Source organism: Streptomyces sp. NBC_00989 (assembly GCF_045162655.1).
Lineage (GTDB): Bacteria > Actinomycetota > Actinomycetes > Streptomycetales > Streptomycetaceae > Streptomyces.
Window position 1 is genome coordinate 8,824,089 of sequence record NZ_CP108728.1, and the last position, 26,063, is coordinate 8,850,151.

The window sequence follows — 26,063 nt, forward strand, 5'->3', positions numbered from 1 at the left end:
GTTTTCTTCATGCAGTGCAGGCACAGGCGCGGGAGGACAGGGCATGACCATCAAGGACACCCCGGAGGAGTGGGAGATCCGGGCGACCGTGACCCCCTTCGTGGGCAACAAGACCTCCGTGCGCACCGACGACGTGGTCATGCCCGACGGCACGGTCGTGCACCGCGACTACCAGGTCCACCCCGGCTCCGTGGCCGTCCTCGCCCTCGACGAGGAGGACCGGGTGCTGGTCATCAGGCAGTACCGCCACCCCGTACGGCAGAAGCTGTGGGAGATCCCGGCCGGACTGCTCGACATCCCCGGTGAGAACCCGCTGCATGCCGCCCAGCGCGAGCTGTACGAGGAGGCGCACGTCAAGGCCGAGGACTGGCGGGTGCTGACCGACGTCTACACCACGCCCGGCGGCTGCGACGAGGCCATCCGCATCTTCCTGGCCAAGGACCTGTCCGAGGCCGAAGGGCAGCGCTTCGAGGTCGAGGACGAGGAGGCCGACATGGAGCACGCGCGGGTGCCCCTCGACGACCTGGTCCGCGGGGTCCTCGCCGGCGAGCTGCACAACAACTGCCTCGCCGTCGGCGTCCTCGCGCTGGTCGCCGCCCGGCACGGCGACGGCGTCGACGCGCTGCGCCCCGCCGACGCGCCGTGGCCCGCGCGTCCCTTCGAGTCCTGAACCCACACCTCATCCACACCTCACCCCCACCGCACCCACGCCTCATCCTTTCCGCCTCCTTCGGCGTCTTCCGGTGTGACGATCGGCTGATCCGATCGGGGGACGTGCCCGCCGCGCTCCGCACGGTTCGTCGCAGAGCGTGAACTAGGCTCTGGAATCACCCGATCCGGAGTCCCGGCGGGCTATGCGCGTGCAGTGGGACGGGAGTGTGGCCCGTGACGGATCAGGCGGTGGACACCGGCGGCGTGAGGCTGTCCGAGGACACTTCTCCCGAGGGCCAATTCCTGGGCCGCGCAAGAGAGTTGAAGGAGCTCCGCGCCGACATCGAGCGCGCGGGCCTGGACACCATCGCGGGCCGCAAGGCTCCCCGCGCGCGCGTCCTCCTCATCGCGGGCAAGCCCGGCTCCGGCCGCAGCGCGCTCGCCGAGGAACTCGTCCGACAGGTCGCTGACCGTTACGACGCCGGTGTGTTCCGCGCGCGGCTGAGCGAGCCCGACGGCACCCCCGTCCCCACCGAGCGCACCGCCCGCGAACTCCTCACCGCCCTGGAGCTGCCGACCCCGGCCGGCGCCTCCGAGGACGACCTCTCGGACATTCTGCGCGCGGCCCTCACCGGCCAGCGGGCGCTGCTCCTGCTCGACGACGCGGCCGACGCCGAGCAGGTCGACGCGCTGCTGCCGGACTCCCCGGACTGCCTGGTCGTCGCCGTCTCCGGCGGCCCGCTCACCGGCATCGCGGACGTCCGCCCCTGCACCCTGGGCGGCCTCGACACCAAGTCCGCGCTGGAACTGCTCACCCGCTACACCGGCGCGGTCCGCATCACCGTCGACCCGGTCGCCGCCGAGGGCCTCGTCGAGGTGTGCCGGTCCCAGCCCGCCGCGCTGACCCTGGCCGGCGGCTGGCTCGCCGCCCGGCCGCAGGCGGCCGTCGCCGACCTCGCCAAGCACCTGCACGCCGAGAGCGACGAGGGCGCGCCTCTGAGCCGCGTCTTCCGGCTCGTCTACGGCTCGCTGCCCAGCCCCGCCGCCCGGATACTGCGACTGCTCTCCCTCGCCCCGGCCGGCCTGGTCGACCCGCAGACCGCCTCCGCGCTCGCCGGCTGCTCCGTCAACGGCGCCCGCGCCACCCTGGACGACTTCGTCACCGCCGGCCTGCTGCGGGCCCTGGACTCCCCGCTGCCGCAGTACGAGGTCCCCGGCTGCCTCCAGCCCCTCCTGCACGCCCTCGCCGAGACCCAGGACCGCCCGGCCGAACTCCAACTGGCCCGCGCCCGCATGCTGGAGCGCACCGTACGGCTGCTCCAGTCCTGCCGGGCCATCACCGAGACCGACAGCCCCCAGGCCCGGGAGAAACTCCTCGGCATGCCCAGCGCGCTGCGCTTCCCGAACCCCCGGGCCGCCGCCGACTGGCTGCGCGTCCGCCAGCCCGCCCTGCTGGCCTCCGCCCGCCTCGCGGTCGCCGACGGCGAACTCGACACGCTGGCCCGCCGGTTGATGTCCCAGCTCGTGCGGGCGATGGTCGCCCACTTCGGCACCCAGGCCGCCGCCCCCGAGCTCTACGGCATCCACCGCCTCGTCCTCGACGTGGCCGAGCGGCGGAACCTGCCCCGCGAGAAGGCCGCCGCGCTGCTCAACCTCGCCGACCTCGACGCGCAGACCGGCCGGACGACCGAGGCACTGGCCCGCTACCGGGCCGCGCTGGACGCCGGACGCGAAGCGAATGACCCGTATGCGACCGGCCGCGCGATGGAATCCGTAGGCGGCGCGCACCAGGAGCTCGGGGACCACGACCGGGCCGCCGACTGGTTCGGCCGCGCGCTGGCCCAGCGGCAGGCCCGGGACGAGCGCGTGGACGCGGCCCGGCTCTACGGCCGGATCGGCGCCGCGCACACGTATGCGGGCCGGTACGGCGAGGCGCTCAGGAACTGGCGGGCGGCCGTCGCCGGGCACCGCAAGAACGGTGATGTGGCCGCCCAGGCACGGGCGTTGAGCGAACTGGCGCGGGTCCAGGAGTACGCGGGTCGCCCCGAGGAGTCGCTGCTCACCTGCCACGAGGCCGTCGAGTGGGCGCGCCGCGCGGAGGACGTACGGCTCCAGGCGGCACTGCAATTGCGGCTCGCCGACACCCTCGACCGGCTCGGCGACCCGGCGTCCGCCGCCCTGCACCGCGGGACGGCCGAGCGGATGCTGGGCGAGGAGCTTGAGGGGCTCCTGGAGGGTGATTCCGCCCCCGAACCTCTGGAACAAGACGCTAACGCCTGCGAAATCCGTAGTACATCCGCAGAAGATTGATGCATTGAAAGGCTAGACACCGAGAACGCCTTCATTAAACTGGCTCTGCCGCACCTTCTCCTGCGGTCTCCCGGTGCGCTCACGCATGTCCGGGTATGAGATGTATTGCCCCACACCCTCTGAGCCAAGGACCGTGATCGACGTGAAGGTCGGCATCCCCCGCGAGGTCAAGAACAACGAGTTCCGGGTGGCCATCACCCCCGCCGGTGTGCACGAGCTGGTGCGCCACGGCCACCAGGTCTTCATCGAGCAGAACGCCGGCGTCGGCTCCTCGATCACGGACGACGAGTACGTCTCGGCCGGTGCGCGGATCCTGGCCACCGCCGACGAGGTCTGGGCCACCACCGACCTGCTGCTCAAGGTCAAGGAGCCCATCGCCGAGGAGTACCACCGCCTCCGCAAGGACCAGACGCTCTTCACCTACCTGCACCTGGCCGCCTCCAAGGAGTGCACCGACGCGCTCGTCGAGTCCGGCACCACGGCGATCGCCTACGAGACCGTCGAGCTGCCCGGCCGCGCCCTGCCACTGCTCGCCCCGATGTCCGAGGTCGCGGGCCGGCTGGCCCCGCAGGTCGGCGCGTACCACCTGATGCGCTCCGTCGGCGGCCGCGGTGTGCTCCCCGGCGGTGTCCCCGGCACGCAGCCCGCGCGGGCCGTCGTCATCGGCGGCGGTGTCTCCGGCTGGAACGCCACGCAGATCGCCGTCGGCATGGGCTTCCACGTCACGCTGCTCGACCGCGACATCAACAAGCTCCGCGAGGCCGACAAGGTCTTCGGCACCAAGGTCCGGGCGATCATGTCCAACTCCTTCGAGCTGGAGAAGGCCGTCCTGGACGCCGACCTCGTCATCGGCGCGGTGCTCATCCCGGGTGCGAAGGCGCCGAAGCTGGTCACCAACGAACTCGTGTCGCGCATGAAGCCCGGAAGTGTTCTTGTCGACATCGCGATCGACCAGGGCGGCTGCTTCGAGGACTCGCGTCCGACCACGCACGCCGAGCCGACCTTCCCGGTCCACAACTCGGTCTTCTACTGCGTCGCCAACATGCCCGGCGCGGTGCCGAACACGTCGACCTACGCGCTCACCAACGCCACGCTTCCGTACATCGTGGAGCTCGCGAACCGCGGCTGGGCCGACGCGCTGCGACGTGATCCTGCTCTCGCCAAGGGCCTCAACACCCATGACGGCAAGGTGATTTACCGCGAGGTCGCCGAAGCGCACGGACTGGAGCACGTCGAGCTGGAATCACTGCTCGGCTGACTCTGTCGACTAAGTCACCGTTCAGCAAAAGGCGATACGTCAACACAGGTCGTCAACACCGCGCGCCCGGCCGGACCTTGCTCGACAGGTCCGGCCGGAAGTGTGTGTATGGTCACTTTGCGGCACTCGGCCAACTCGCCCCGAACGTAACCCTTGAGCCGATTCGTGCACCGGTGAAGCCTGCCGTGCGACTGCCGTACGCCCTTGACAGAGGGATGTTTCATTGCCGACACATCGGGCCGGGTCCGGCGGATTGTGTTGCTGCGAACACCCGACACGCCATAGAGTCGCCGAACGTCGGCATGGTGCCACGCTGACCTATCGAGAAATTCCCTGGTCACCAAGGAGGTAAGACGACTTGTGAATGAGTCGACATTTTCTCCCGGGGGTGGTCAACCAGGAATGCCTGCAAAGGGCCAGGAGCCCGCGGGGTTCGAGGCTGTCGGCTCCGTCGCGGTGCGTACCTTCGCAGCCCACCAGGGTCACCACAAGCCAGGGGTGACCCAGCCAGCACACCAGAGCATGGATGGCCATCACGTGAACGCCATGGCCGGCGACGGAAGGGGCGCGCCCCACAACCAGTTCGCCGACTTCGACGAACTGCCCGACGGGCACTTCTACGACCCCGACGCCGAGTACGAGCCCGATCCCGAGTACGCGGCCACACTCGCGCCCGACGCCGCCCGCCAGCGCCGTGAGCGCGTGGGCCCGACCGGACGTCCGTTGCCCTACTTCCCGATCCCGGGTCCGCTGACCAGTCACGGCCCCGCGACGATCGTCGCGATGTGCAACCAGAAGGGCGGCGTCGGCAAGACGACGTCGACCATCAACCTGGGTGCCGCGCTCGCGGAGTACGGCCGACGCGTACTGCTCGTCGACTTCGACCCGCAGGGCGCGCTGTCGGTCGGACTCGGCGTCAATCCCATGGAGTTGGACCTCACCGTCTACAACCTGCTCATGGAGCGGGGCATGTCGGCCGACGAGGTGCTGCTCAAGACGGCTGTCCCGAACATGGACCTGCTGCCCAGCAACATCGACTTGTCCGCCGCCGAAGTGCAGTTGGTGAGCGAGGTCGCGCGCGAGTCCACCCTGCAGCGGGCGTTGAAGCCGCTGATGGCCGACTACGACTACATCGTGATCGACTGTCAGCCCTCCCTCGGCCTGCTCACCGTGAACGCCCTGACGGCGGCTCACAAGGTGATCGTGCCGCTGGAGTGCGAGTTCTTCGCGCTGCGCGGAGTCGCGCTGCTGACGGAGACCATCGAGAAGGTCCAGGAGCGCCTCAACCCCGAGTTGGAGCTCGACGGGATCCTCGCCACGATGTACGACTCCCGCACCGTGCACAGCCGTGAGGTGCTCGCGCGCGTGGTCGAGGCGTTCGACGAGCACGTCTACCACACGGTCATCGGGCGCACGGTGCGCTTCCCGGAGACCACGGTCGCCGGCGAGCCGATCACCACGTACGCCTCCAACTCCGTCGGTGCCGCCGCCTATCGCCAGCTCGCCAGGGAGGTGCTCGCCCGGTGTCACGCCGAGTGAGTCTGCCGGGGGCCGACGAACTGTTCCGTACGACAGGGGGGATGGCGCTTCAGTCGTCCACCCCCAGGAGCCGGGCCAACGGCGAGGCCCGGGTACCGGCTCCGGCGGGGGAGAGCGACGGTGCCGCCGCCGGAGAGGACGCGCCGCAGTCCGTACCCGCCCAGGGCGGTGACGGCGAGGGCGCCGAGCACGTGGCCGCGGACTCGGACGGCGGCGAGTCCCGCAGCCGGTCCGCGGACGGCTCAGGACGACGTCAGGAGGCGCAGGAAGGTTCTGCCCAGCCTCGGAAGCAGCGTCAGCGGGCGCAGGCCAACCGCCGGCCCAGCGGGCGGGAGCGGCACGACGAGAAGATCACCGTGTACGTCTCCGCCGAGGAACTCATCGACCTGGAGCACGCACGCCTGATGCTCCGGGGCGAGCACGGCCTCGCGGTCGACCGCGGGCGGATCGTGCGCGAGGCGGTCGCCGTCGTCCTGGCCGATCTGGAGTCCCGCGGGGACGCGAGCATTCTCGTCCGCCGGCTTCGCGGGCGGTAGCGGTAGCCTGCGGGGGCCATGACCTCGAACGACGCTCCCGCATCCGGCGCACCTGCCGGCCGTCGGCGTGCGCTGGGCAAGGGACCGGGTACGGCTCCCGAGGCCGAGGCCGGGATCGTCGTGGCGGTGCCCGAGGCCGTCGTGGAAGAGCCTGCGGCGGTTGTTGAGGGAGCCTCGGCCGGAGAACCCGATGACGGGGTCTTCAAGGTGCGGCTCGCCAACTTCGAGGGGCCCTTCGATCTGCTCCTCCAGCTGATCTCGAAGCACAAGCTCGATGTGACCGAGGTGGCGCTGTCCAAGGTCACCGACGAGTTCATGGTGTATATCAGGGCGATGGGTCCCGACTGGGACCTGGACCAGACGACCGAGTTCCTCGTCGTCGCGGCGACCCTGCTCGATCTGAAGGCGGCCCGGCTGCTGCCCGCCGCCGAGGTCGAGGACGAGGCGGATCTCGCGCTGCTGGAGGCGCGGGATCTGTTGTTCGCGCGGCTGTTGCAGTACCGCGCGTACAAGCAGATCGCCGACATCTTCAACCGGCGTCTCGACGAGGAGGCCCGGCGCTACCCCCGTACCGTCGGACTCGAACCGCACCACGCCGAACTGCTGCCCGAGGTCGTCATCCGGATCGGGCCCGAGGGCTTCGCCAGGCTCGCCGTGAAGGCGATGCAGCCCCGGCCCAGGCCGCAGGTGTACGTCGACCACATCCACGCGCCGCTCGTCAGTGTGCAGGAGCAGGCCGGGATCATGGTCGCGCGGCTGCGGGAGCTCGGCCAGGCCAGCTTCAGCGTGCTCGTGGACGACACCGACGACACCCTGACCGTCGTAGCGCGCTTCCTGGCCCTGCTGGAGCTGTACCGGGAGAAGGCCGTCGCGCTGGACCAGGAGATCGCGCTCGGGGATCTGATCGTGCGCTGGACCGGTGGGGAGGGGGAGGGCGAGCCGGTGGTGACGGACGAGTTCGACCGGCCGCCCGAGCCGCCCAAGGAGATCAAGGAGGAGTCGGCGTGAGCGAGGAGACCACGGGCGTACCGGCTAGCCCGTCCGCCGTCGCGGATCTCGACCTCAAGCCGGCCCTGGAGGCCGTCCTGATGGTCGTGGACGAGCCCGCGACCGAGGAACACCTCGCGAAAATACTCCAGCGGCCCAAACGGCGGATCGCGGACGCTTTGCGCGAGCTGGCCGACGAGTACACCGTCCAGGGGCGCGGTTTCGAGCTGCGCCTGATCGCCGGCGGGTGGCGGTTCTACTCGCGGCCGGAGTACGCGCCGGCCGTCGAGGGGTTCGTCCTGGACGGGCAGCAGGCCCGGCTCACGCAGGCGGCGCTGGAGACCCTGGCGGTCGTCGCGTACCGCCAGCCGGTCAGCCGCAGCAGGGTCTCGATGGTCCGCGGAGTCAACTGCGACGGTGTGATGCGCACCCTGTTGCAGCGGGGTCTGGTCGAGGAGGCGGGCACGGAACCCGAAACAGGTGCGATCCTGTACACGACGACGAACTACTTTCTGGAGCGGATGGGCCTGCGCGGCCTGGACGAGCTCCCGGAGCTCGCGCCCTTCCTCCCTGAGGCTGAGGCGATCGAGGCGGAGACGCTGGAAGGGGTCCCGTCGTTCGATCCGGATGCACCGGATGCAGATGCAGACGAAACGACGACGACGGAACTTTGATGCGAAGCAGTGGCAGTGGCAGCAGTGGTGGCGGCAGCGGTAGGAGCGGCGGGCGCGGCAACCCCCGCGGTTCCGGCGGGGGCGGCGGTCCTCGCGGGGCCGGCGGAGGCGGCGGCAACCCCCGTGGTTCCGGCGCGGGCAACTCCCGGGGTGCCGGCGGGGGCGGCTCCCAGCCGAGGGGCGCGGGTGGCGCGGGAGGGCGTGACGACAAGCCGAAGCGCGCCGGAAAGCCGCGTCCCGAGGAGCGGCGCTACGACGTAGGCCCCACGGGATCCCACGAAGGTCCCAAGTCGGGGCGGGGTGCCGCCGCGCGCGGTGGTGCCAAGGGCGGCCCCAAGCAGGGCCAGGGCACCGGCCGCGGGCGCTGGGCGCCGGCGACCTCGCGTGAGTACGACGCGCGGGCCGAGGAGCGCAACCGGGAGCGGTACGCGGGCAAGAAGGACATCAAGCCGCCCAAGACCTTCCCGGGCGCCGAGCAGGAGGGCGAGCGGCTGCAGAAGGTCCTCGCACGTGCGGGCTACGGCTCCCGGCGCTCCTGCGAGGAGCTGATCGAGCAGTCCCGGGTCGAGGTCAACGGCGAGATCGTGGTCGAGCAGGGGCTGCGCGTCGACCCCGAGCACGACGAGATCAAGGTCGACGGGCTGACGGTGGCGACGCAGTCGTACCAGTTCTTCTCGCTGAACAAGCCCGCAGGTGTCGTCGCGACGATGGAGGACCCCGAGGGCCGGCAGTGCCTCGGCGACTACGTCACCAACCGTGAGACGCGTCTTTTCCACGTCGGACGGCTCGACACCGAGACCGAGGGTGTGATCCTCCTCACCAACCACGGCGAGCTGGCGCACCGGCTGACCCACCCCAAGTACGGCGTGAAGAAGACCTACCTCGCGCACATCGTGGGCCCGATCCCGCGTGATCTGGGCAAGCAGCTCAAGGACGGCATCCAGCTGGAGGACGGGTACGCGCGCGCGGACCACTTCCGTGTCGTCGAGCAGACCGGCAAGAACTACCTGGTCGAGGTGACCCTCCACGAGGGCCGCAAGCACATCGTGCGGCGCATGCTCGCGGAGGCCGGCTTCCCGGTCGACAAGCTGGTGCGCGTGTCGTTCGGCCCGATCACCCTGGGCGACCAGAAGTCGGGCTGGCTGCGGCGGCTGTCGAACACCGAGGTCGGCATGCTGATGCAGGAAGTCGATCTGTAGACCGTTCAGTTGGTCGCACGCGTGCGTGGCCGGTTCCGGGTTCTCCGGGGCCGGCCGCTTCGTTTTCGTCGTCCCGTTTTTCGGGTGCGGGGGGTTGTGCGGGGCCACGGCCACTCTTTATAGTCGGACTGACTATTAACGGGGTGGATCACCATGACCGCAACACCGGCCTACGACAAGTACGCCTTCGAACCTTTCGCCGTCACCGCCGACCTCGCCGTCCTCACGATCCGCGCGGGCGCCCTGCACGTGCTGCTCGTCGAGCGCGGCCAGGAGCCGTACGCCGGGCACTGGGCGCTGCCCGGCGGCTTCGTGGCGCCCGACGAGTCCGCGGAGACGGCCGCCCGGCGTGAACTCGCCGAGGAGACCGGCCTGTCGGACGTCTCCGGGCTGCACCTGGAGCAGCTGCGCACCTACAGCGAGCCCGACCGCGACCCCCGGATGCGGGTCGTCACCGTCGCCTTCGCCGCGCTGCTGCCCGACCCGCCCGAGCCGCGCGCGGGCAGCGACGCGGCGCAGGCGCGCTGGCTGCCGTACGACTCGCTCGGGCCGCTCGCCTTCGACCACGACCGGATTCTGGCCGACGCGCACGAACGGGTGGGCGCCAAGCTGGAGTACAGCTCCCTCGCCACCGCTTTCTGTCCGCCCGAGTTCACGCTCGGGGAGCTGCAACAGGTCTACGAGACCGTGTGGGGCGCGGAGTTGGACCGCCCCAACTTCCGCCGCAAGGTGCTCGCCACGCCGGGTTTCGTCGAACCGGTGCTGGGCGGCGCCAAGTTGACCGGCGGTCGCGGCAAACCGGCCGCGCTGTACCGCGCGGGCGGCGCCGTCGCCCTGTACCCGCCGCTGCTCCGGCCGGCCTCGGCCCCGGAAGGGAGCCCCGCATGACCACGAACGGTGTCCGCAAGCATGCCGCCACGGGAGCCCTGGTAGGGCTCGCCCTCGGGGACGCGCTCGGTTTCCCGACCGAGTTCAACGACGTGCCCTCCATCCTCGCCAAGTGCGGTCCCTGGCGGGAGATGGAGCTGACGAAGCCCGCGATCGTCACCGACGACACACAGATGACGCTGGCGTTGGGGCGGGGGTTGCGAACTGCCATGGAACGGGGGGTACTTGAGCCCGGCGGGATGGTCGAGTCGGTCCGTCCCGAATTCGTCGCGTGGAACCGCTCCCCGGACAACAACCGTGCTCCGGGCCACACGTGCATCACGGCCTGCGATCTCCTGGAGCGGACGGACCGGCTCTGGCAGGACGCCAGCCAGATCGGTTCGAAGGGCTGCGGCGCCAACATGCGGGTCGCGCCGGTCGGGCTCGTCCCCGGTCTGGACGACGAACAGCGTTCCGGCGCCGCCCAGTTGCAGTCCGCGCTGACCCACGGTCACCCGACCGCCCTCGCCGCGTCCGACCTCACCGCGCACGCCGTACGGCTGCTCGCGCAGGGCGCCGAGCCGACCGGGCTGGTTGGGCTGCTGCGGTCGTACGCCGTCGAGAACCGCACCCGCTACCACCACCGCTGGCTCGGTGACCTGTGGACGCGGAGCCAGGATCCCTCGCCCGAGCACTTCATCGCGCGCGGCTGGGACGAGTGCCTGGAGGTGCTCGGCCGGCTTGAGGAGGCGGTACGGACCGTATCCCCGGAGACCGACCCGTGCCTGGCCACCGGCGCGGGCTGGATCGCCGAAGAGGCCCTGGCCACCGGCCTGTTGTGCTTCCTGCTGTTCGTGGAGGAGCCGGTGACCGCGTTGCGCCGCGCGGCCTGCACGTCCGGTGACTCGGACTCGATCGCCTGTCTCACGGGGGCGTTCGCGGGGGCGCATCTGGGGGTGGATGCCTGGCCGGGGGAGTGGGCGGGGCGGATCGAGTATCGGGGGGAGCTGTTGGGGCTGGGGGCGCTTTGGGATGCTTGACGCTTCGCGGACCGCATGACATTGATGGACGGTGTCATGCGGTGGGCGTATCGTGGCAGGCATGGGTAAGACGAAGCGCAGGCGCGTGCCGGTCCGGGAGCTGTCCCGGCACACCGCGGCTCTGTTGGATGCCGTGGCGGCGGGTGAGTCGATCGAGGTCACCCGGGACGGGGTGCCGGTCGCCATACTGTCTCCGCTGGAGCCTGCCGAACGGGACATCCGCGCCGCGATCGCCATCGGCCTGCTCGACGCCACGGTCATGGACGAGAGCCACGGCGTCGAGGCGGTCGACGCGCTGGAGCGACTGCGTGCGGTCAGACGGGACGCGGAGGGACGCGGCCCCACCTCGGAGCTGCTCGCTCAGCGCGAGGAGGAGACGCGGTGACGCTGCTCTACCTCGACGCGTCGGCGATCGCCAAGCTGCTGCGGGCCGAGGCGGAGACGACGGCGCTGGAGCAGTGGATCGGACGGCACGGCGGAATGCGTCGTGTCGTCACCTGCGACCTGGCGCAGACCGAGGTACGGCGGCTGCTGCATCGCCTGGGCGCGGACGAGGTCGAGCGCTCGGCGGCCGAGTCCCTGCTGAACGCCGTCGCCCGCGTTCGCCTCACGCCCGAACTGATGGTGGAGGCCGGGGACTTGGCACCGAACACCTCGCTGCGCAGCCTCGATGCGATCCACACCGTGGCGGCCCTCAAGCTCGGTCACGGGGTCAGCTGGTTCGTGACGTACGACAAGCGCCAAGGCGAGGCCGCCGCTGACGCGGGGCTGTCGGTGGCGTCACCCCGCTAGGGCGTCGGTGGACGCGCGGCGGACCCGGATCAGGAAGTCCTGCACGCGGGGGTGGTCCGGTTCCGCCGGGAGGGGGGTGCGGGTGGCCGCCTCGTCCGTCTCCGTTGCCAGGCGGGTCATCCAGGACTCGACCTCCGGCCAGGGGACTTCGCCGTGTTTCACCGCGAGGAGCGGGGCACGTTGGTCGCCGACGTCGATCTTCAGGGTGCCCGTGCGGAGCAGGTCGCGGGCGCTCGTGAGGAGGCGGAGCAGGTGCATCGCGTGCTTCCAGCGGGGCGCCCCGTGGACGCGGATGTCGGCCTCCAGCTTCTTGCGCTGGCCCAACGCGTAGCGCGTGAACGTCTCGTGGACCTGGCGGGAGAGGAACGCGCCGCGCAGGGCGAGGAGTTCACGGCCGGTGTCGTCGACGTGCTCGACGAGGGGGGAGTGGAGGCACTCCAGGATGTTGGGGTTCGCGCGCAGCGCCAGTTCGCAGAAGCGCTCCAACTCCCAGCTGAACTGCTCCTCCGCCGGGCCCTCGACGTGCGTCGGCGGCTTGTCGAAACGCCAGAAGAGGGGAGTGGGGGCCACGAACACGCCCCGGCGATCCGTGTCGCTGCCGTCCGTCGCCAGGCCGAAGGCGCGTGAACCCATCACGCAGGCGTAGATCGTGTGGTCGCGGACCAGGGACTCGGGGTGCATTCCGGGAGCGTACGCGGCACCTCACGCCAGGCGGATCGAATTTCCCTCCACCGTGATCTGCTCCGCGGGCAGCGGCTTCGGTGCCGGGCCGCCCGCGACCGAGCCGTCCGCGATCTTGAACTTGCTGCCGTGGCACGGGCAGTCGATGGTGCCGTTCGCGACCGCGCTCACCGTGCAGCCCTGGTGGGTGCAGATCGCCGAGAAAGCCTTGAACTCGTCCTTCTTCGGCTGGGTCACCACGATCTTCTGGGCCTTGAGGATCTTGCCGCCGCCGACGGGGATGTCGGACGTCTTCGCCAACTCCTGGCCGCCGGACGCCTGTACGGACGACGAGCCCGAGGAGTCGTTGCTGTCGCCGTACTTGCTGCACCCCGCGGTGAGCGCGGCGGCCGCACCCGTCGCGAGGACCGTGCGGCGCGTCGAGCTGTCGGTCATGTAGTCACTCCGAAGGTGCGGAAGAACCAGAGGGCGGATGTCAGCCAGATCAGCGTGAGGGCGGTGAAGACCAGTCCGCCGACGAGCGGCAGCAGCCAGCCGGGCAAGCGCTCCGAGCGGAGCAGCAGCATCTTGGCACTGAAGGCACCGAAGAACGCGCACCCCAGGACGGAGTGCCACATCACGCGTGTCGAGTACGTCTGGTAGCCGAACGCGTAGAGGCAGTGCACCGCGACCGGCACCGCCACCAGGAACGCGATCCGCCCCGACCAGCGGTGCAGCGTCGCCGACCAGCTCGGGCCCGGCAGCCTGCCGTAGACCATGAAGGCCGAGACGACCTGGACGAGGGCGAAGAAGAACGCGGTGGTCGCCAGCCAGGACTTCACCGCGCTCGTGCTGCTGAAGCCGGCGAGGTTGAAGGCGGTGCCCGCCGGGTCGTGGACCTTGCCGTAGACGCCGAGTGCGACCGCCACGGCCGCGGCCACGAGGGCCGGGACCAGGTAGCGGGCGGGGCTGTCGTGGTGGCGTGCGGGTGGTCGCGGTGGGTAGGACTGGGTGGCGGCGTTCGGGTCGGCGGTCATGATCGGCTCCCTGAGGCGGATGGTGGGTCAGGGGGTGACGGGTTGGGCCGTGAGCTGCTGGCCGTCGACCGTGACCGCGCCGGTCTCCGGGTCGATGCGAGGTGCGGCGGTGGCCTTGCCGTCGCGGGTGACGATGCCGGTCTGGCGGCCGTTCGGCAGCACGATCCAGCCGCCGTCGATCTTGGCGCCGCGCACCTTGGCGGTCGCGCGCCACAGCCCGGACGGCTTGACCGCCTTGTCGGCGGTGAACGTGTACGGCCGGCCCTCGTCCTTGACGGTGCCGTGGATCTTCTTGCCCTGCTGGATCTTGCCGTCGAGTACGGCGCCGTTCGGGGCGGTGAGCTTCATGGTGCCGTCGTCGTCGACGGGGCCCCTCAGCCAGGCCTCCTTGTAGCGGCCGTCGCAGAAGTAGGCGACCGCCTTGCCGTCACGGACGGACACGGCGACCGAGGCGGTGTCGTCGTCGGTGCGGCCGGCGTAGTTGGCGTTCGCGACGGGTGTCTTCGACGGCGTGGGGCTGGGTGTCGGTGTGGCAGACGGGCGCGTTGACGCCTTCGGAGACGCGGAGGGTGATGCCTCGCGTTGTGCGGACGACGCGGTCTTCGTCCCCGACGTCGTGTTGAGCGTCAGCATGAACAGGCCCAGCAACAGGCCCGCCAGAAGTGTGAGCAGTGGTCCAGGACGCTTCAATGTGGCCCTCCCCCGAGGCGTGCTTCCAGCCCATGAGAGCGGACTCGGGGCCGTGGGTAAAGAGGCATACCGGGATGATCTCACCCCAAGTAGCGGAACGGGATGATTCAGGTGACATTGGCAGGGTTCGAGGCCGGGCCCCGACCAGCGGCCGGCCGCTCTCGAAAGGTGCGAGCCATGGCGGGCAACGATCTCGGCAGCCTTCTCGGTGGTCTTCTGGGCGGAGCGGGGGGAGGGGGCCGGAGCGGTTCCGGCAGCGGCGACATCCTGGGCGCGCTGCTCTCGGCCCTCGGCGGGAGCCAGGGCAGCGGCGGCGGAGGCAACGGAAGCAATCCGCTGGGCGGGCTCCTGGAGATGCTCACCAAGTCGGGGCTGGCCGAACAGAAGGACTCCTGGGTCGGCACCGGACAGAACCAGTCCGTCACCGGCGCCCAGATCCAGCAGGCGCTGCCCGACGAGACCCTGCAGAAGGTCGCCGAGCAGGCCGGCGTCACCCCGGAACAGGCCGCGAGCGACCTCGCGCGGACGCTGCCCCAGGCCGTCGACAAGCTCACCCCGGAAGGCCAGGTGCCGCAGGCCGCCTCACTAGAGGAACTGGTCCGGCAACAGTCCCTGTGACCGTCTCGGTGGGCGGGCGCCGGGCACCCGTACGGAATGGGCTGACTAGGCTGGTCGTACAAAGAGCCGGGTTGTACATCAGCGAGGAGCAGAGCCGTGGCGGTACGAGCGGTCCGGGGCGCCGTCCAACTGGACAGGGACGAAGCCGGCCACATGGACGAGCAGGTCGGAGCGCTGCTCACCGCCGTCCTGGAGCGGAACGGCCTCACCGCCGACGATCTGATCAGCGTCTGGTTCACGGCCACGCCCGACCTGCACAGCGACTTCCCGGCGGCCGCCGCCCGCAAGCTCGGCAGCGGCTTCGCCGACGTACCGCTGATCTGCGCGCAGGAACTCGACATCGAGGGCGCGATGCCCCGTGTGGTCCGCGTCCTCGCCCACATCGAGTCCGACCGGCCCCGCGCCGACATCGCGCATGTGTACCTCGGTGCGGCGGCCGCCCTGCGCAAGGACATCGCGCAGTGAGGACCGCGCTCGTCATCGGCACCGGGCTCATCGGTACGTCCGCCGCGCTCGCCCTCGCCTCGCGCGGAGTCGCCGTCCACCTCGCCGACCACGACCCCGAGCAGGCCCGTACGGCCGCCGCGCTCGGCGCCGGTACCGACGAGGCGCCGGACGGGCCCGTCGACCTCGCGATCGTCGCCGCGCCGCCCGCGCTGGTGGCCGGGGTGCTGGCCGACGCGATGCGGCGGGGGGCGGCCCGGGGATACCTCGACGTGGCCAGCGTCAAGGGCGGTCCCCGGCGGGAGTTGGAGGCGCTCGGTCTCGACCCGTCGGTGATGTCCAGGTACATCGGCTCGCATCCCATGTCCGGGCGCGAGAAGTCGGGGCCGCTGGCCGCGACCGGTGATCTTTTCGAGGGGCGTCCGTGGGTGCTGACGCCTACGCGCGACACCGACACCGAGGTGCTGAACCTCGCCCTGGAGCTGGTCTCGCACTGTCGTGCGGTGCCGGTGGTCATGGATGCCGATGCGCACGACCGGGCTGTGGCTCTTGTGTCGCACATGCCTCATCTGGTGTCCAGCATGGTCGCCGCGCGGTTGGAGAACGCCGAGGAGGCCGCCGTACGGCTGTGCGGGCAGGGGATTCGGGATGTGACCCGGATCGCCGCGTCCGATCCCCGGATGTGGATCGACATCCTCTCCGCGAACCCGGGGCCCGTCGCCGATCTGCTCACCGATGTCGCCGGGGATCTGGAGGAGACGGTGCGGGCGCTGCGTTCGCTGCAGTCCTCCGACGACGGCAAGCGGCGGGAGGGTGCGGGCGGGATCGAGGATGTGCTGCGGCGGGGGAACGCGGGACAGGTCCGGGTGCCCGGCAAGCACGGGTCCGCTCCGCGGGTCTACGAGGTTGTGGCTGTGCTGATCGACGACCAGCCGGGGCAGTTGGCCCGGATCTTCGCGGATGCGGGGATGGCGGGGGTCAATATCGAGGATGTGCGGATCGAGCATGCGACCGGGCAGCAGGCGGGGCTCGTGCAGTTGTGGGTGGAGCCGAAGGCCGCGCCGGTTTTGACGGCGGCTCTGCGGGAGCGGGGCTGGGCGATCCGGCAGTAGGCGCGAGGTGTGTGGGGCGAGCGTCCCTGGGGGCTCCGCCCCCAGACCCCCATCGGTCCTGAAGGGGCCTCGTCCTCGAACGCCGGACGGGCTGAATTACGCGGGCCTGTGTTGGACAGCCGCCCCGCGTCGGAAGGGTGCCGGACGGCCCGGACGGTGCGCGCCGGTGTCCAAGAAGAGCGGGGGCCGGACGAGTGACGCGCACCCAGTAACCTTGTGCAGGGCGCACTCGCACCCCCACCCCGCTCACCACCCCGCACCAGGAAGGTGTCCTCCCGTGGAAAACGGCGCCGCCCGGACCGCCCAGGCAGTGATTGTCGCCATCGACGGCCCCTCCGGCACGGGCAAGTCGAGCACGTCGAAGGCCGTCGCCTCGCAGCTCGGGCTGAGCTACCTGGACACCGGGGCCCAGTACCGGGCGATCACCTGGTGGATGGTGAGCAACGGGATCGACATCACCGACCCCACCGCGATCGCCGACGCGGCGGGCAAGGCGGAGATCGTCTCGGGCACCGACCCGGCGAACCCGACGATCAGCGTCGACGGCGTGGACGTGGCAGGACCGATCCGCACCCAGGAGGTCACCTCCAAGGTCAGCGCGGTCAGCGCGGTGCCCGAGGTGCGGGCCCGGATCACCGAGCTGCAGCGGTCGCTGGCCGCCGAGGCCGAGCGGGGGATCGTGGTGGAGGGACGGGACATCGGTACGACCGTGCTGCCCGACGCCGACCTGAAGATCTTCCTCACCGCTTCCCCGGAGGCGCGTGCCGCCCGGCGCAGCGGTGAGCTGAAGGGCGCCGACGTGCGGGCCACCCGCGAGGCGCTGCTGAAGCGGGACGCGGCCGACTCCTCGCGCAAGACCTCGCCGCTCGCGAAGGCGGACGACGCGGTCGAGGTGGACACCTCCGACCTCACGCTCCAGCAGGTCATCGAGTGCGTCGTCACCCTCGTCGGGGAGAAGCGGGCCGCCAAGTGACCGCTCCAACGAAACGGGGCGCCGAGGTCGGGCGGCGCATCGGCGTCGGCCTGATGTACGGGCTGTGGAAGCCGCGCGTCCTGGGCGCCTGGAAGGTCCCCGCGACCGGCCCGGTGATCCTCGCCGTCAACCACTCGCACAACATCGACGGCCCGATGGTCATCGGTGTGGCACCCCGCGCTTCGCACTTCCTCGTCAAGAAGGAAGCGTTCGTCGGGCCGCTCGGGCCCTTCATGCGTGCCGTCGGGCAGGTGGAGGTGGACCGTTCGACCGCCGACCGTACGGCCGTCACCCGGGCGCTCGGCGTTCTGAAGGACGGTGGAGTCCTCGGGATCTTCCCCGAGGGCAGCCGTGGCGAGGGCGACTTCGCCGCGCTGCGCGCCGGGCTCGCCTACTTCGCGGTCCGCGGCGGCGCCCCGATCGTGCCGGTGGCCGTGCTGGGCAGCTCGGAGAAGAGCGGACGACTGATAAAGGCGCTGCCCCCGCTGCGCTCCCGCGTCGACGTCGTCTTCGGCGACCCGTTCGACGCGGGCGACGGCTCCGGCCGCCGTACGCGCAAGGCGCTGGACGAGGCGACCGAGCGGATCCAGAAGCACCTGGCCGCCCACCTGGACAACGCCAGGCGCCTCACCGGGCGCTGAGAGACACTTGAGTAGTGGATCACCCGAAATCCGGGGGTTCCACCGATCACCACGATGAACGAGGTACCGATCTTCATGAACGACCAGATCCAGCCCGACGGCTCCGGCGAGGAGCACGAGCACGGGGCGCTCGGCGACGCCGAGTACGCGGAGTTCATGGAGCTCGCCGCCGTAGAGGGCTTCGACATCGAGGACGTCGAGGGGGCCATCGGCGAAGCCGGTCATGGTCCGCTGCCCGTCCTCGCCGTCGTCGGCCGGCCGAACGTAGGCAAGTCGACTCTCGTCAACCGCATCATCGGACGGCGCGAAGCCGTCGTGGAGGACAAGCCGGGTGTCACGCGTGACCGTGTGACGTACGAGGCCGAGTGGGCCGGGCGCCGGTTCAAGGTCGTCGACACCGGCGGCTGGGAGCAGGACGTCCTCGGCATCGACGCCTCCGTGGCCGCCCAGGCCGAGTACGCGATCGAGGCCGCCGACGCGGTCGTCTTCGTCGTCGACGCCAAGGTCGGCGCCACCGACACCGACGAGGCGGTCGTACGACTGCTGCGCAAGGCCGGCAAGCCGGTCGTGCTGGCCGCGAACAAGGTGGACGGCCTGAGCGGCGAGTCCGACGCGGCCTACCTGTGGGCCCTGGGCCTCGGCGAGCCGCACCCGGTCTCCGCGCTGCACGGCCGCGGCACCGGCGACATGCTGGACGCCGTCCTTGAGGCCCTCCCGGAGGCGCCCGAGCAGACCTTCGGCACCGCGGTCGGCGGCCCCCGCCGGATCGCCCTGATCGGGCGGCCGAACGTCGGCAAGTCCTCGCTGCTGAACAAGGTGGCGGGCGAGGAGCGCGTCGTCGTCAACGAGGTCGCGGGTACGACGCGTGACCCGGTCGACGAACTGATCGAACTCGGCGGTATCACCTGGAAGTTCGTCGACACGGCGGGCATCCGCAAGCGCGTCCACCTCCAGCAGGGCGCCGACTACTACGCCTCGCTGCGTACCGCCGCCGCCGTAGAGAAGGCGGAGGTCGCGGTCATCCTGATCGACGCCTCCGAGTCCATCTCGGTGCAGGACCAGCGCATCGTCACCATGGCCGTCGAGGCGGGCCGCGCGATCGTCCTCGCCTTCAACAAGTGGGACACCCTCGACGAGGAGCGCCGCTACTACCTGGAGCGCGAGATCGAGACCGAGCTCGCCCAGGTCGCGTGGGCGCCCCGGGTGAACGTCTCGGCGCGCACCGGCCGCCACATGGAGAAGCTGGTCCCGGGCATCGAGACCGCGCTGGCCGGCTGGGAGACGCGTGTCCCGACGGGCCGACTGAACGCGTTCCTCGGTGAGTTGGTCGCCGCCCACCCGCACCCGATCCGCGGCGGCAAGCAGCCCCGCATCCTCTTCGGCACCCAGGCCGGCACCAAGCCCCCGCGCTTCGTGCTCTTCGCCTCCGGCTTCATCGAGGCGGGCTACCGCCGCTTCATCGAGCGCCGCCTGCGCGAGGAGTTCAGCTTCGAGGGCACCCCGATCCACATCTCGGTCCGGGTCCGCGAGAAGCGCGGCAAGAAGAAGTAGCCGTAGCCGTACGGTTGTTCCACGACCGTTCCGCGACTGTTCTACGACGAAGAGGGCGGCCCCTGAATCAACAGGGGCCGCCCTCTTCGTGTGCGTGCCGCGTCAGATGCCCCGGCGCGGGCCGGGTGGCAGGGCCGCCGGGATGTGGTGCATCCCGGTGTGGCCGTGCTGTTGCTGCTGCCCGAGGTGACCGAGCTGCCCGACGCGCTGCCACTGGGACTGCTGCCGGGCGCTGTAGGCCCCCGCGCTGTACGCGCTGTACGAACCCCCGCCGATCGAACCCCCGCCGAACGAGCCTCCGCTGAACGAGCCCGTGCTGTGCGGGCTGTGCCCGAAAGCGGTGAAGCCCAGCTCCTCCTCGCCGCTGCGGTCACCCGGCAGCGAGCGGAAGGTCTTGACCCACTCCGAGTAGAGCCGGTCGTAGATCGGCGTGGCCGATGGACCGCCGGGGGTGTCCCGGTCCGACCGCGAGGACGGGATCGACTGGTAGGGCCGGCTGCGGGGAACGTCGTATGCGTGCACGTATGTCCAAACGACGCGTGACCTGAAGGGATGCGGTTCAGGTGCCCGCGAGCGGGAGCGCGGAGCCGACCAGCTTGCCGTTCGCCGCGGCCTTGTCGAGCGCGCTGCGCAGCAGGTCCTCGCGGGGCTGGCGGCCGATCGAGCCGACGGGTGCCGCGAACATCAGCACCTGCTGGTGCTTGTTGGCGGCGGCCCGCCAGCTGTCGGTGACCTGGAGCGCATGGTGCGCCTGCCACCAGGCCACCGGGGAACCGCCGTTGCTGCTCGGCTGGAGCACCGCGTGCAGCTGGCCCGCGGCGAGCAGCACCGACCAGCCGTGCAGCACGGGCGGCACGGTGGTGATCTCGCTGAGCGGCATGAAGCCCTGCTCGATCAGCAGCGGCAGGAAGTCGTCCCCGACGTCGGTCGAACCCGGCCGCACGATGGGCGCGGTCGGCTCGACGACCAGAGCGGGGTGCAACTCCCCTGAGATCAGGACGAGTCCGCTGGTCACCCCGAGCACGGCCTGCTCGGGGACGGCCTTGTCCGGTGCGCCGGCCGGGGCGTGCGTGTTGCCGCTGATGGAGCGGACGGCGCCCTGGAGCTGCTCCTCGGTGACCTGGACGATCTGCGAGGGCAGGCAGGTGGCGTGGGCGAAGGCGAGGACGGCGGTCTCGTCGCCGATGAACAGGACGGTGCTGGTGCGCTCCTGATCGGAGTCGCCCTGGGTGCGGCACGACGTGCAGTCGTAACTGCCCGGGGCGTTGTCTCCGGCGAGCAGCCGGTCGGCTTCTTCGTCGCCGATCTCGGCGCGTACGTCGTCGCTGACGTCGAGCATGCGCGGCACGGGTGGCTCCCTCGGAATGCGGTGCCCGGTGGGTCCCGGGCTCATGAAGAAGACAACGGAGGATCTGTGGCGGGAGTCACGCCCCGGAGCGAACCGAATCGAACCAACCGAAGCGGACGGTCACGGTTGGTACGGAATCGGACACTCCGTGTCAACTCCGTGAAAGGTCAAGGGAGTTGGTCGCGTGAACCGAGTCACAGCGCGTGTCGGCAACTGGTCGAAAAATCGTGAAATCAGCGAATGTAGTGGGTGGCCGAAAAGTGCCGATACCCGCGGTAACAGTCAACTGGCCTGCGGCGAAGGGCAGTTGGTCGACACCGGCTCGCTCTCCTCCGTACATTCCTCCGCCGTGTGCAACGAGCACCGCTCGGGATACGTCCGTCGGCCGAACAAGCCAGCAAGCAGCACGACTTCCGACGGACGGGGAGGAGCGCGAGGACCGCGTCGACACGTGGGAGCCGCGAACCGTCTTGGGGGACCCCGGGTTGTTGGAGAGGGAACTACATGTCCGACTGTGCCGATACCACTCGCGAGAACGCACCGAAGACCCACAAGGGTCAAGCGCGTACGACAGTGGTCCTCGCCGGAGCGGCTCTGCTCGCCCCGCTCGGACTGCTGGCCGCAAGCGGCAACGCCGCGGCGGCCGACAGCGGAGTGTGGGACCGCATCGCCCAGTGCGAGAGCGGCGGCAACTGGCACATCAACACCGGCAACGGCTACTACGGAGGACTCCAGTTCTCCGCCGGCACCTGGCGCGCCTACGGCGGTTCGGCCTACGCGGCCACCGCCGACCAGGCCTCCAAGTCCGCGCAGATCGCCGTCGCCGGCAAGGTCCAGCGGGCCCAGGGCTGGGGCGCCTGGCCGGTCTGCTCGGCACGGGCCGGAGCGAGCGGCAGCGCACCCGGGGCCTCCTCCGGCACGGTGAGCGAGAAGTCGACGAAGTCGTCGAAGAAGTCGACCACCGAGTCGACGCAGAAGAAGTCGACCAAGAAGGCGACCCCGTCGAAGCCCGCGAAGACGCCGGCTCGTGGGACGAACAACGCCTCGCGCGGCACGTCCCGCGGCGACTACACCGTCCGCGAGGGCGACACGCTGAGCGCCATCGCCGCCCAGCACGGGACCAGTTGGCGGAAGATCTACGCCGCCAACAAGTCCGTCATCGGCACCGACCCCGACCTGATCGTCCCCGGGCAGCAGCTCGACCTCTGAGCCGAACCGCTCCCAAGCCGCCCCCGCCCCGTCCTCCGACCGGGCGGGGGCGCGCCCGTCACGCCAGTTCGGCCGCCTCGCCGCTGAACACGACCGTCCCGCGCCGCAGTTCGTACACGATCGCCGCCCGGCCGCGCAGCACCGGCGGCAACCGCTGCTCGGCCACGACCACGCACGCGTCCAACCCGCCCAGCAGTTCGTACGTGTGCGCCGCGACCCCGGGCGACATCCCCTGCGCCGGCTCGTCGACGAGCACCACCCGCGCGCGTGCCAGCAGAGCCCGGGAGAGCGCCAGCATCCGCTGCTCGCCCCCGGAGAGGGTGCCGGCCCGGCGGGGCAGCAGAGGGACCAGCTGCGGATACGCGTCGAGGGCAACGGCGTAGTCCCGCGCGGCGAGTTCGAGGTTCTCGTGCACGGTGAGCGACCCGAACACGGCCCGCCGTTCCGGCACCAGGCACAGTCCCCGGCGTGCTCGTTCGTAGGCGGGCACACGGGTCACGTCGGCGCCGTCCCACACCACCGCGCCGCCCGACAGCGCGACCGTACCGGCGAGGGCGCGCAGCGCGGTCGTACGGCCGGAGCCGTTGCGGCCCAGCAGGACGGTGAGTCCGTGGGCGGGGGCGGCGAGGGTGATGCCGTGCAGGGCTTCGAGGGGGCCGTAGCGCACGCGTGCGTGGCGCAGGGCGATGGTCATGCGGGGGTCTCCCGGGTGGCCTCGTGGGTGTCGAGTGCGTCGAGGACGCGATCGGGCGGGCCGGAGGCGACGATCCGGCCCGCGGCCATCACATGGACCACGTCGGCGAGGTCCGCGACCAGATCGAGGTCGTGCTCCACCACGAGCAGGGCGGTGCCCTCGGCCGCCAGCGCCCTCAACACCAGGGTCAGCGCGGTCACTTCGGCGGTGTCGAGCCCGGCGGCGGGCTCGTCGAGCAGCAGCACGCGCGGACTCCCGGCGAACGCCCGCGCCAGCTCGACCCGGCGCAGCGTCCCGGTGGGCAGCCCGGCGGCGGGCAGCGACCGGACGTCCCCGTCGAGCCCGAACAGCCGCAACGCCCGCTCCACGGCGCCGGGTTCGGCGACCCGCCCCTGTTCGGCCCCGACGCGGACGTTCTCGGTGACGGTCAACGAGGGGAACACGGCGAGCTGTTGAAAGGTCCGGGCGATCCCGAGCCGGGTGCGTGCGTGCGCGGTCAACCTGGTGACATCCCGCCCGCCGAGCCGGACCTGCCCCCGCGCGGGCCGCACGGTCCCGGCCAGACAGTGGAACAGGGTGCTTTTTCCAGCCCCGTTGGGCCCGACGACAGCGGTGACCTGCCCGGCCCGCACGACGAGATCGACTCCGTCGAGCGCGGCGAAACCGCCGTAGCGGACGTGCAGGGTGTGGGCGGTGAGGAGCGGTGGGGTGGGCACGTCATCCCGGTGTGACGGTTCTGTGGCGTCGCCCCGCTGTCCGGGTCCGGCGGGGTGCCCTCGCCGGTCCCGTGCCCCGGAGGTCCGTCCGGCACCGGGCCTCGCACGGTACGTAACACCCTTGTGCGCGGCCGTCGTTGAGCCCAGCTGTACCGGCAGCGCTGGCGCACCCACCACTCGCAGCCTCCGCCGTACCCCCACCCCCAACTCCGTGAGCCGCACCTTCCGTTGAGGCCGCAAGCGTCCCGCCGCCCGCCGCAACGCCTCGTACGGCCCCCCGGGAAACCGCCCCACGCACACCGCCAGCACCCCGATCAGCGCCGCCGCCACCCCGCCGCGCGCCCCCGCGTCCAGCCCGACCAGCAGGGCCGCGGCGGCCAGCGCGCCCAGGGTGCTGTCGGCGCCCAGGACGACCACCGCGGCGAACCACAACAACCCCCGGACGGGGTCGTAGGCCGAGGGGTCGAAGGCGCGCAGGCCCATGCCGAGCATGCCGCCGCCCAGGGCGGCCAGCGCGGCGCCCGCGACGAACGCCAGGAGTTTCAGGGACGGGACCCGCACGCCCGCCGCGGACGCGCCCTGTTCGTGGTCGCGCAGGGCGGCGAGGGCGCGGCTCGTGCGGCCCCGGCGCAGGGCGTGGGTGGCGAGCAACGCGGCTGCCAGGAGGGCGAGTTCGAGGACGTAGTAGGCGCGGTCGCCGTCGAAGCCGGACGGGCGGGCGAGCGACAGGCCCGACGTGGCGTACGGCTGGGCGAAGACGAAGCGGCTGACCCCGACGCCCACCGCGAAGGTCGTGAGGGCGAGGGCCAGGCCGTGGCGGCTGATCGCGGGCCAGCCGGTCACCAGGCCCAGGGGAGCTACCAGGAGCACCGCCAGTGCCAGCGCGGCCAGTTCGGGGAGGCGGGGCAGGCCCGGGAAGCGGCCCGCCGCCAGCAGCGCCGTGAACAGGGCGCCCAGCCCCGCGTACGCCGCCTGCCCCAGCGAGAGCTGCCCGCCGCGCCCGGTGACCACCACCAGGGACAGCAACACCACGCCCAGCGCCGGGACTTGGACCGAGGTGTGCAGGTCCGAGCCCGCGAAGCCGAGGGGGAGGAGGAACAGCACCGCGGCCACGATCCAGGCACCCGGAGGCGTCGCGACGCGGGCCGTCGCCGTCCGCGGGAGGGCGTCTTTCGCACCGAGACCCGGCAGCACCAGCGCCGCCACCAACAGGGCGAGCACGAACAGGTTCGCGCCCACCGCCTGCACCAACTGCCCACGCCAGCCCGCTAGATGAAGCCGCGTCAGTTGGCTCTGCCCGACCCCGATCCCCAGCGCCACCACCACCGCGACCGGCAGACTCCGCATCCGCGCCGCCACCGCGACCGCCACCACCTCCATGACGAGCAGCGGCAGGCCGTACGGGTCCAGGCGCACGTACGGCGCGAGGAGTACGCCCGTCAGGCCCGCCGTGAAGGACCCGAACGCCCAGCCCGCCGCGGCCACCCGGTCCGCGTCCACGCCACCCAGGACCGCGAGTCGGCGGTCGTCCACCACGGCCCGCAGCTCCCGCCCGAACCGCGTCCACCGGATGACCGCCCCGACTCCGGTGGCCAGCACGAGCACCACCGCCAACTGCCCCCAGGGATCGGCCGACACCAGCTCCGGCGCGTCGTCCCGCGCCCCCTGCCCCCACACCAGCGTGGCCCCGCCGACCAGCAGCACGAACACCCCGATGGACGCGACCAGCGTCTGCGCCGGATCGCCGCCCAGGACCGCCAACGGCCGGAAGACGAAGCGTTCCAGGGCCACCCCGATGCCCGGGGCCAGGAAGAGCAAGGTCATCACCGCGCCGAGCCACAGCGGCCAGCCCCACCCGACCACGCACTGCCGCAGCGCGTACGCGCACACCATCGCGATCGCGCCGTGCGCGAAGTTGAGGACGCCGGTCGCCCGGTACGTCACGATCAGGCCGATCCCGGTGAGCGCGGCGGCGCTGCCGACCGAGAGCCCGGCGAGGGTGAGGTCGTAGGTGAAGGTGGACATCAAGGCCATCAGTCGTCGGCTTCGGCGGGTTCGCAGATCGGGCAGGGGCTCAACTCGCCGTTCGCCACCAACTTCGCGTCCACCGGCACCGCTTCGGGCTTCCCGGCGACTAACGGGCAGTCCGCGCGGTGCCACAGCGTGCCGCCCGGCACCATCAACAGGTCCCCGCTGACCGCCACGGGCGTTGCCGCGGCCCGCGCGGACTCCTCGGCGTCGGCGGGTCCGGCAGTCACGAGAAGGCCGTACAGCTCCTCCACGCGCGCCGCGGCGAGGGCGCTGCGGCCGTGGGTGAGCAGGACCGCCGCGGCGACGATCAGCGCGGCGCCGGGGATCGTGCAGGAGGCCAGGTAAGGGAGTTGGCGTTCCGCGTAGCGCTCGCCCGAGACGCCGTACCAGCCGGTCACGCACAGGACCGCGCCGGCGGCCAGCGCGGCCCAGCCGGCCCACAGGGCGGGGTGCACGGTCCGCAGTCGGGCTGTCCGCATTTACGGC

General features: G+C 71.3%; 28 protein-coding genes. 19 read left to right on the top strand and 9 right to left on the bottom strand.

Annotated elements, in window-relative coordinates; all coding sequences use genetic code 11:
* Window positions 1-43: 43 nt before the first annotated feature.
* The 12 genes from OG714_RS39635 (at window position 44) to OG714_RS39690 (ending at window position 11,853) form a co-directional block, all read left to right on the top strand.
* Window positions 44-670: an NUDIX domain-containing protein gene (locus tag OG714_RS39635; protein ID WP_406128360.1), complete on the top strand. Its 627-nt coding sequence runs from the start codon at window positions 44-46 to the stop codon at window positions 668-670.
* Between the two features lie 215 nt (window positions 671-885).
* The gene (locus tag OG714_RS39640) at window positions 886-2,961 is read left to right on the top strand and encodes a tetratricopeptide repeat protein (protein WP_406128362.1); all 2,076 of its coding nucleotides are present in this window, start codon (window positions 886-888) and stop codon (window positions 2,959-2,961) included.
* A 142-nt stretch (window positions 2,962-3,103) separates the two neighbouring features.
* Window positions 3,104-4,219, top strand: coding sequence for an alanine dehydrogenase (ald, locus tag OG714_RS39645; protein ID WP_393043136.1), 1,116 nt, complete (start codon window positions 3,104-3,106; stop codon window positions 4,217-4,219).
* Between the two features lie 402 nt (window positions 4,220-4,621).
* Window positions 4,622-5,758, top strand: a complete 1,137-nt coding sequence (locus tag OG714_RS39650) for a ParA family protein (protein ID WP_406128364.1) — start codon at window positions 4,622-4,624, stop codon at window positions 5,756-5,758.
* Window positions 5,743-6,294, top strand: a complete 552-nt coding sequence (locus OG714_RS39655) for a hypothetical protein (protein ID WP_406128366.1) — start codon at window positions 5,743-5,745, stop codon at window positions 6,292-6,294. The genes OG714_RS39650 and OG714_RS39655 overlap by 16 nt, the downstream gene beginning before the upstream one ends.
* A gap of 18 nt (window positions 6,295-6,312) precedes the next feature.
* Window positions 6,313-7,302: a segregation and condensation protein A gene (locus OG714_RS39660; RefSeq protein ID WP_406128368.1), complete on the top strand. Its 990-nt coding sequence runs from the start codon at window positions 6,313-6,315 to the stop codon at window positions 7,300-7,302.
* Window positions 7,299-7,955, top strand: a complete 657-nt coding sequence (gene scpB, locus OG714_RS39665; RefSeq protein ID WP_406128370.1) for an SMC-Scp complex subunit ScpB — start codon at window positions 7,299-7,301, stop codon at window positions 7,953-7,955. Before OG714_RS39660 ends, scpB begins: the two co-directional genes overlap by 4 nt.
* On the top strand, window positions 7,955-9,154 hold the full coding sequence (locus OG714_RS39670; RefSeq protein ID WP_406128371.1) for a pseudouridine synthase: 1,200 nt from the start codon (window positions 7,955-7,957) through the stop codon (window positions 9,152-9,154). The genes scpB and OG714_RS39670 overlap by 1 nt, the downstream gene beginning before the upstream one ends.
* Window positions 9,155-9,307: 153 nt before the next feature.
* Entirely contained in the window at window positions 9,308-10,042 is a 735-nt protein-coding gene (locus OG714_RS39675; protein ID WP_406128372.1) for an NUDIX hydrolase, read from the top strand.
* Window positions 10,039-11,061 carry an ADP-ribosylglycohydrolase family protein gene (locus tag OG714_RS39680; RefSeq protein WP_406128373.1) on the top strand — a complete coding sequence of 341 codons (1,023 nt, stop codon included), beginning with the start codon at window positions 10,039-10,041 and terminating at the stop codon, window positions 11,059-11,061. The genes OG714_RS39675 and OG714_RS39680 overlap by 4 nt, the downstream gene beginning before the upstream one ends.
* A 61-nt stretch (window positions 11,062-11,122) precedes the next feature.
* Entirely contained in the window at window positions 11,123-11,446 is a 324-nt protein-coding gene (locus tag OG714_RS39685; RefSeq protein ID WP_406128374.1) for a type II toxin-antitoxin system Phd/YefM family antitoxin, read from the top strand.
* Window positions 11,443-11,853, top strand: coding sequence for a type II toxin-antitoxin system VapC family toxin (locus tag OG714_RS39690; RefSeq protein WP_406128376.1), 411 nt, complete (start codon window positions 11,443-11,445; stop codon window positions 11,851-11,853). The genes OG714_RS39685 and OG714_RS39690 overlap by 4 nt, the downstream gene beginning before the upstream one ends.
* Here OG714_RS39690 and OG714_RS39695 read toward each other — a convergent pair.
* From OG714_RS39695 to OG714_RS39710, 4 genes are read right to left on the bottom strand one after another with little or no spacing between them, the layout of a single operon-like run.
* Window positions 11,842-12,534 carry a DNA polymerase beta superfamily protein gene (locus OG714_RS39695; RefSeq protein ID WP_406128378.1) on the bottom strand — a complete coding sequence of 231 codons (693 nt, stop codon included), beginning with the start codon at window positions 12,532-12,534 and terminating at the stop codon, window positions 11,842-11,844. The two genes, OG714_RS39690 and OG714_RS39695, sit on opposite strands and share 12 nt — an antisense overlap.
* A 21-nt stretch (window positions 12,535-12,555) precedes the next feature.
* The gene (locus OG714_RS39700; protein WP_406128380.1) at window positions 12,556-12,969 is read right to left on the bottom strand and encodes a Rieske (2Fe-2S) protein; all 414 of its coding nucleotides are present in this window, start codon (window positions 12,967-12,969) and stop codon (window positions 12,556-12,558) included.
* Entirely contained in the window at window positions 12,966-13,550 is a 585-nt protein-coding gene (locus tag OG714_RS39705) for a DUF6529 family protein (RefSeq protein WP_406128381.1), read from the bottom strand. Before OG714_RS39705 ends, OG714_RS39700 begins: the two co-directional genes overlap by 4 nt.
* Before the next feature lie 27 nt (window positions 13,551-13,577).
* Window positions 13,578-14,240 (bottom strand): hypothetical protein, encoded by a 663-nt coding sequence (locus OG714_RS39710; protein ID WP_406128382.1) that lies wholly within the window; start codon window positions 14,238-14,240, stop codon window positions 13,578-13,580.
* Between the two features lie 177 nt (window positions 14,241-14,417).
* Between OG714_RS39710 and OG714_RS39715 the strand changes: the two genes are divergently transcribed.
* The 6 genes from OG714_RS39715 to der all read left to right on the top strand — a co-directional run bounded on the left by OG714_RS39715 (window position 14,418) and on the right by der (window position 19,579).
* The gene (locus OG714_RS39715) at window positions 14,418-14,858 is read left to right on the top strand and encodes a YidB family protein (protein WP_406128384.1); all 441 of its coding nucleotides are present in this window, start codon (window positions 14,418-14,420) and stop codon (window positions 14,856-14,858) included.
* Window positions 14,859-14,954: 96 nt separating this feature from the next.
* Complete coding sequence (aroH, locus tag OG714_RS39720) at window positions 14,955-15,323, top strand: chorismate mutase (RefSeq protein WP_406128386.1); 369 nt, start codon at window positions 14,955-14,957, stop codon at window positions 15,321-15,323.
* The gene (locus OG714_RS39725; RefSeq protein ID WP_406128388.1) at window positions 15,320-16,414 is read left to right on the top strand and encodes a prephenate dehydrogenase; all 1,095 of its coding nucleotides are present in this window, start codon (window positions 15,320-15,322) and stop codon (window positions 16,412-16,414) included. Before aroH ends, OG714_RS39725 begins: the two co-directional genes overlap by 4 nt.
* A gap of 277 nt (window positions 16,415-16,691) precedes the next feature.
* Window positions 16,692-17,387 (top strand): (d)CMP kinase, encoded by a 696-nt coding sequence (gene cmk, locus OG714_RS39730; RefSeq protein WP_406128390.1) that lies wholly within the window; start codon window positions 16,692-16,694, stop codon window positions 17,385-17,387.
* A 53-nt stretch (window positions 17,388-17,440) separates the two neighbouring features.
* Window positions 17,441-18,028: a lysophospholipid acyltransferase family protein gene (locus OG714_RS39735; protein WP_406132110.1), complete on the top strand. Its 588-nt coding sequence runs from the start codon at window positions 17,441-17,443 to the stop codon at window positions 18,026-18,028.
* A 75-nt stretch (window positions 18,029-18,103) separates the two neighbouring features.
* On the top strand, window positions 18,104-19,579 hold the full coding sequence (der, locus tag OG714_RS39740) for a ribosome biogenesis GTPase Der (RefSeq protein WP_406132112.1): 1,476 nt from the start codon (window positions 18,104-18,106) through the stop codon (window positions 19,577-19,579).
* Between the two features lie 102 nt (window positions 19,580-19,681).
* On the opposite strand, the gene OG714_RS39745 is transcribed toward der, so the two are convergent.
* Complete coding sequence (locus OG714_RS39745; RefSeq protein WP_406128391.1) at window positions 19,682-20,101, bottom strand: hypothetical protein; 420 nt, start codon at window positions 20,099-20,101, stop codon at window positions 19,682-19,684.
* Window positions 20,102-20,138: 37 nt separating this feature from the next.
* Window positions 20,139-20,927: a hypothetical protein gene (locus OG714_RS39750; RefSeq protein WP_406128393.1), complete on the bottom strand. Its 789-nt coding sequence runs from the start codon at window positions 20,925-20,927 to the stop codon at window positions 20,139-20,141.
* 504 nt (window positions 20,928-21,431) lie between these two features.
* Between OG714_RS39750 and OG714_RS39755 the strand changes: the two genes are divergently transcribed.
* Complete coding sequence (locus tag OG714_RS39755; RefSeq protein WP_406128395.1) at window positions 21,432-22,136, top strand: transglycosylase family protein; 705 nt, start codon at window positions 21,432-21,434, stop codon at window positions 22,134-22,136.
* A 58-nt stretch (window positions 22,137-22,194) separates the two neighbouring features.
* On the opposite strand, the gene OG714_RS39760 is transcribed toward OG714_RS39755, so the two are convergent.
* From OG714_RS39760 to OG714_RS39770, 3 genes are read right to left on the bottom strand one after another with little or no spacing between them, the layout of a single operon-like run.
* Complete coding sequence (locus tag OG714_RS39760) at window positions 22,195-22,830, bottom strand: ATP-binding cassette domain-containing protein (protein WP_406128397.1); 636 nt, start codon at window positions 22,828-22,830, stop codon at window positions 22,195-22,197.
* Entirely contained in the window at window positions 22,827-25,571 is a 2,745-nt protein-coding gene (locus OG714_RS39765) for an ABC transporter permease subunit (protein ID WP_406128398.1), read from the bottom strand. Before OG714_RS39765 ends, OG714_RS39760 begins: the two co-directional genes overlap by 4 nt.
* An 8-nt stretch (window positions 25,572-25,579) precedes the next feature.
* A complete protein-coding gene (locus OG714_RS39770; protein ID WP_406128400.1) occupies window positions 25,580-26,056 on the bottom strand; it encodes a hypothetical protein in 477 nt (158 codons plus the stop codon).
* Window positions 26,057-26,063: the final 7 nt, after the last annotated feature.

Coding starts and splice junctions, on each gene's coding strand:
- OG714_RS39635 (WP_406128360.1), top strand. CDS start 44: ATGACCATCAAGGACACCCCGGAGGAGTGGGAGATCCGGGCGACCGTG.
- OG714_RS39650 (WP_406128364.1), top strand. CDS start 4,622: ATGCCTGCAAAGGGCCAGGAGCCCGCGGGGTTCGAGGCTGTCGGCTCC.
- OG714_RS39660 (WP_406128368.1), top strand. CDS start 6,313: ATGACCTCGAACGACGCTCCCGCATCCGGCGCACCTGCCGGCCGTCGG.
- OG714_RS39670 (WP_406128371.1), top strand. CDS start 7,955: ATGCGAAGCAGTGGCAGTGGCAGCAGTGGTGGCGGCAGCGGTAGGAGC.
- OG714_RS39675 (WP_406128372.1), top strand. CDS start 9,308: ATGACCGCAACACCGGCCTACGACAAGTACGCCTTCGAACCTTTCGCC.
- OG714_RS39680 (WP_406128373.1), top strand. CDS start 10,039: ATGACCACGAACGGTGTCCGCAAGCATGCCGCCACGGGAGCCCTGGTA.
- OG714_RS39685 (WP_406128374.1), top strand. CDS start 11,123: ATGGGTAAGACGAAGCGCAGGCGCGTGCCGGTCCGGGAGCTGTCCCGG.
- OG714_RS39695 (WP_406128378.1), bottom strand. CDS start 12,534: ATGCACCCCGAGTCCCTGGTCCGCGACCACACGATCTACGCCTGCGTG.
- OG714_RS39700 (WP_406128380.1), bottom strand. CDS start 12,969: ATGACCGACAGCTCGACGCGCCGCACGGTCCTCGCGACGGGTGCGGCC.
- OG714_RS39705 (WP_406128381.1), bottom strand. CDS start 13,550: ATGACCGCCGACCCGAACGCCGCCACCCAGTCCTACCCACCGCGACCA.
- OG714_RS39715 (WP_406128384.1), top strand. CDS start 14,418: ATGGCGGGCAACGATCTCGGCAGCCTTCTCGGTGGTCTTCTGGGCGGA.
- OG714_RS39735 (WP_406132110.1), top strand. CDS start 17,441: ATGTACGGGCTGTGGAAGCCGCGCGTCCTGGGCGCCTGGAAGGTCCCC.
- der (WP_406132112.1), top strand. CDS start 18,104: ATGAACGACCAGATCCAGCCCGACGGCTCCGGCGAGGAGCACGAGCAC.
- OG714_RS39755 (WP_406128395.1), top strand. CDS start 21,432: ATGTCCGACTGTGCCGATACCACTCGCGAGAACGCACCGAAGACCCAC.
- OG714_RS39760 (WP_406128397.1), bottom strand. CDS start 22,830: ATGACCATCGCCCTGCGCCACGCACGCGTGCGCTACGGCCCCCTCGAA.
- OG714_RS39765 (WP_406128398.1), bottom strand. CDS start 25,571: ATGTCCACCTTCACCTACGACCTCACCCTCGCCGGGCTCTCGGTCGGC.
- OG714_RS39770 (WP_406128400.1), bottom strand. CDS start 26,056: ATGCGGACAGCCCGACTGCGGACCGTGCACCCCGCCCTGTGGGCCGGC.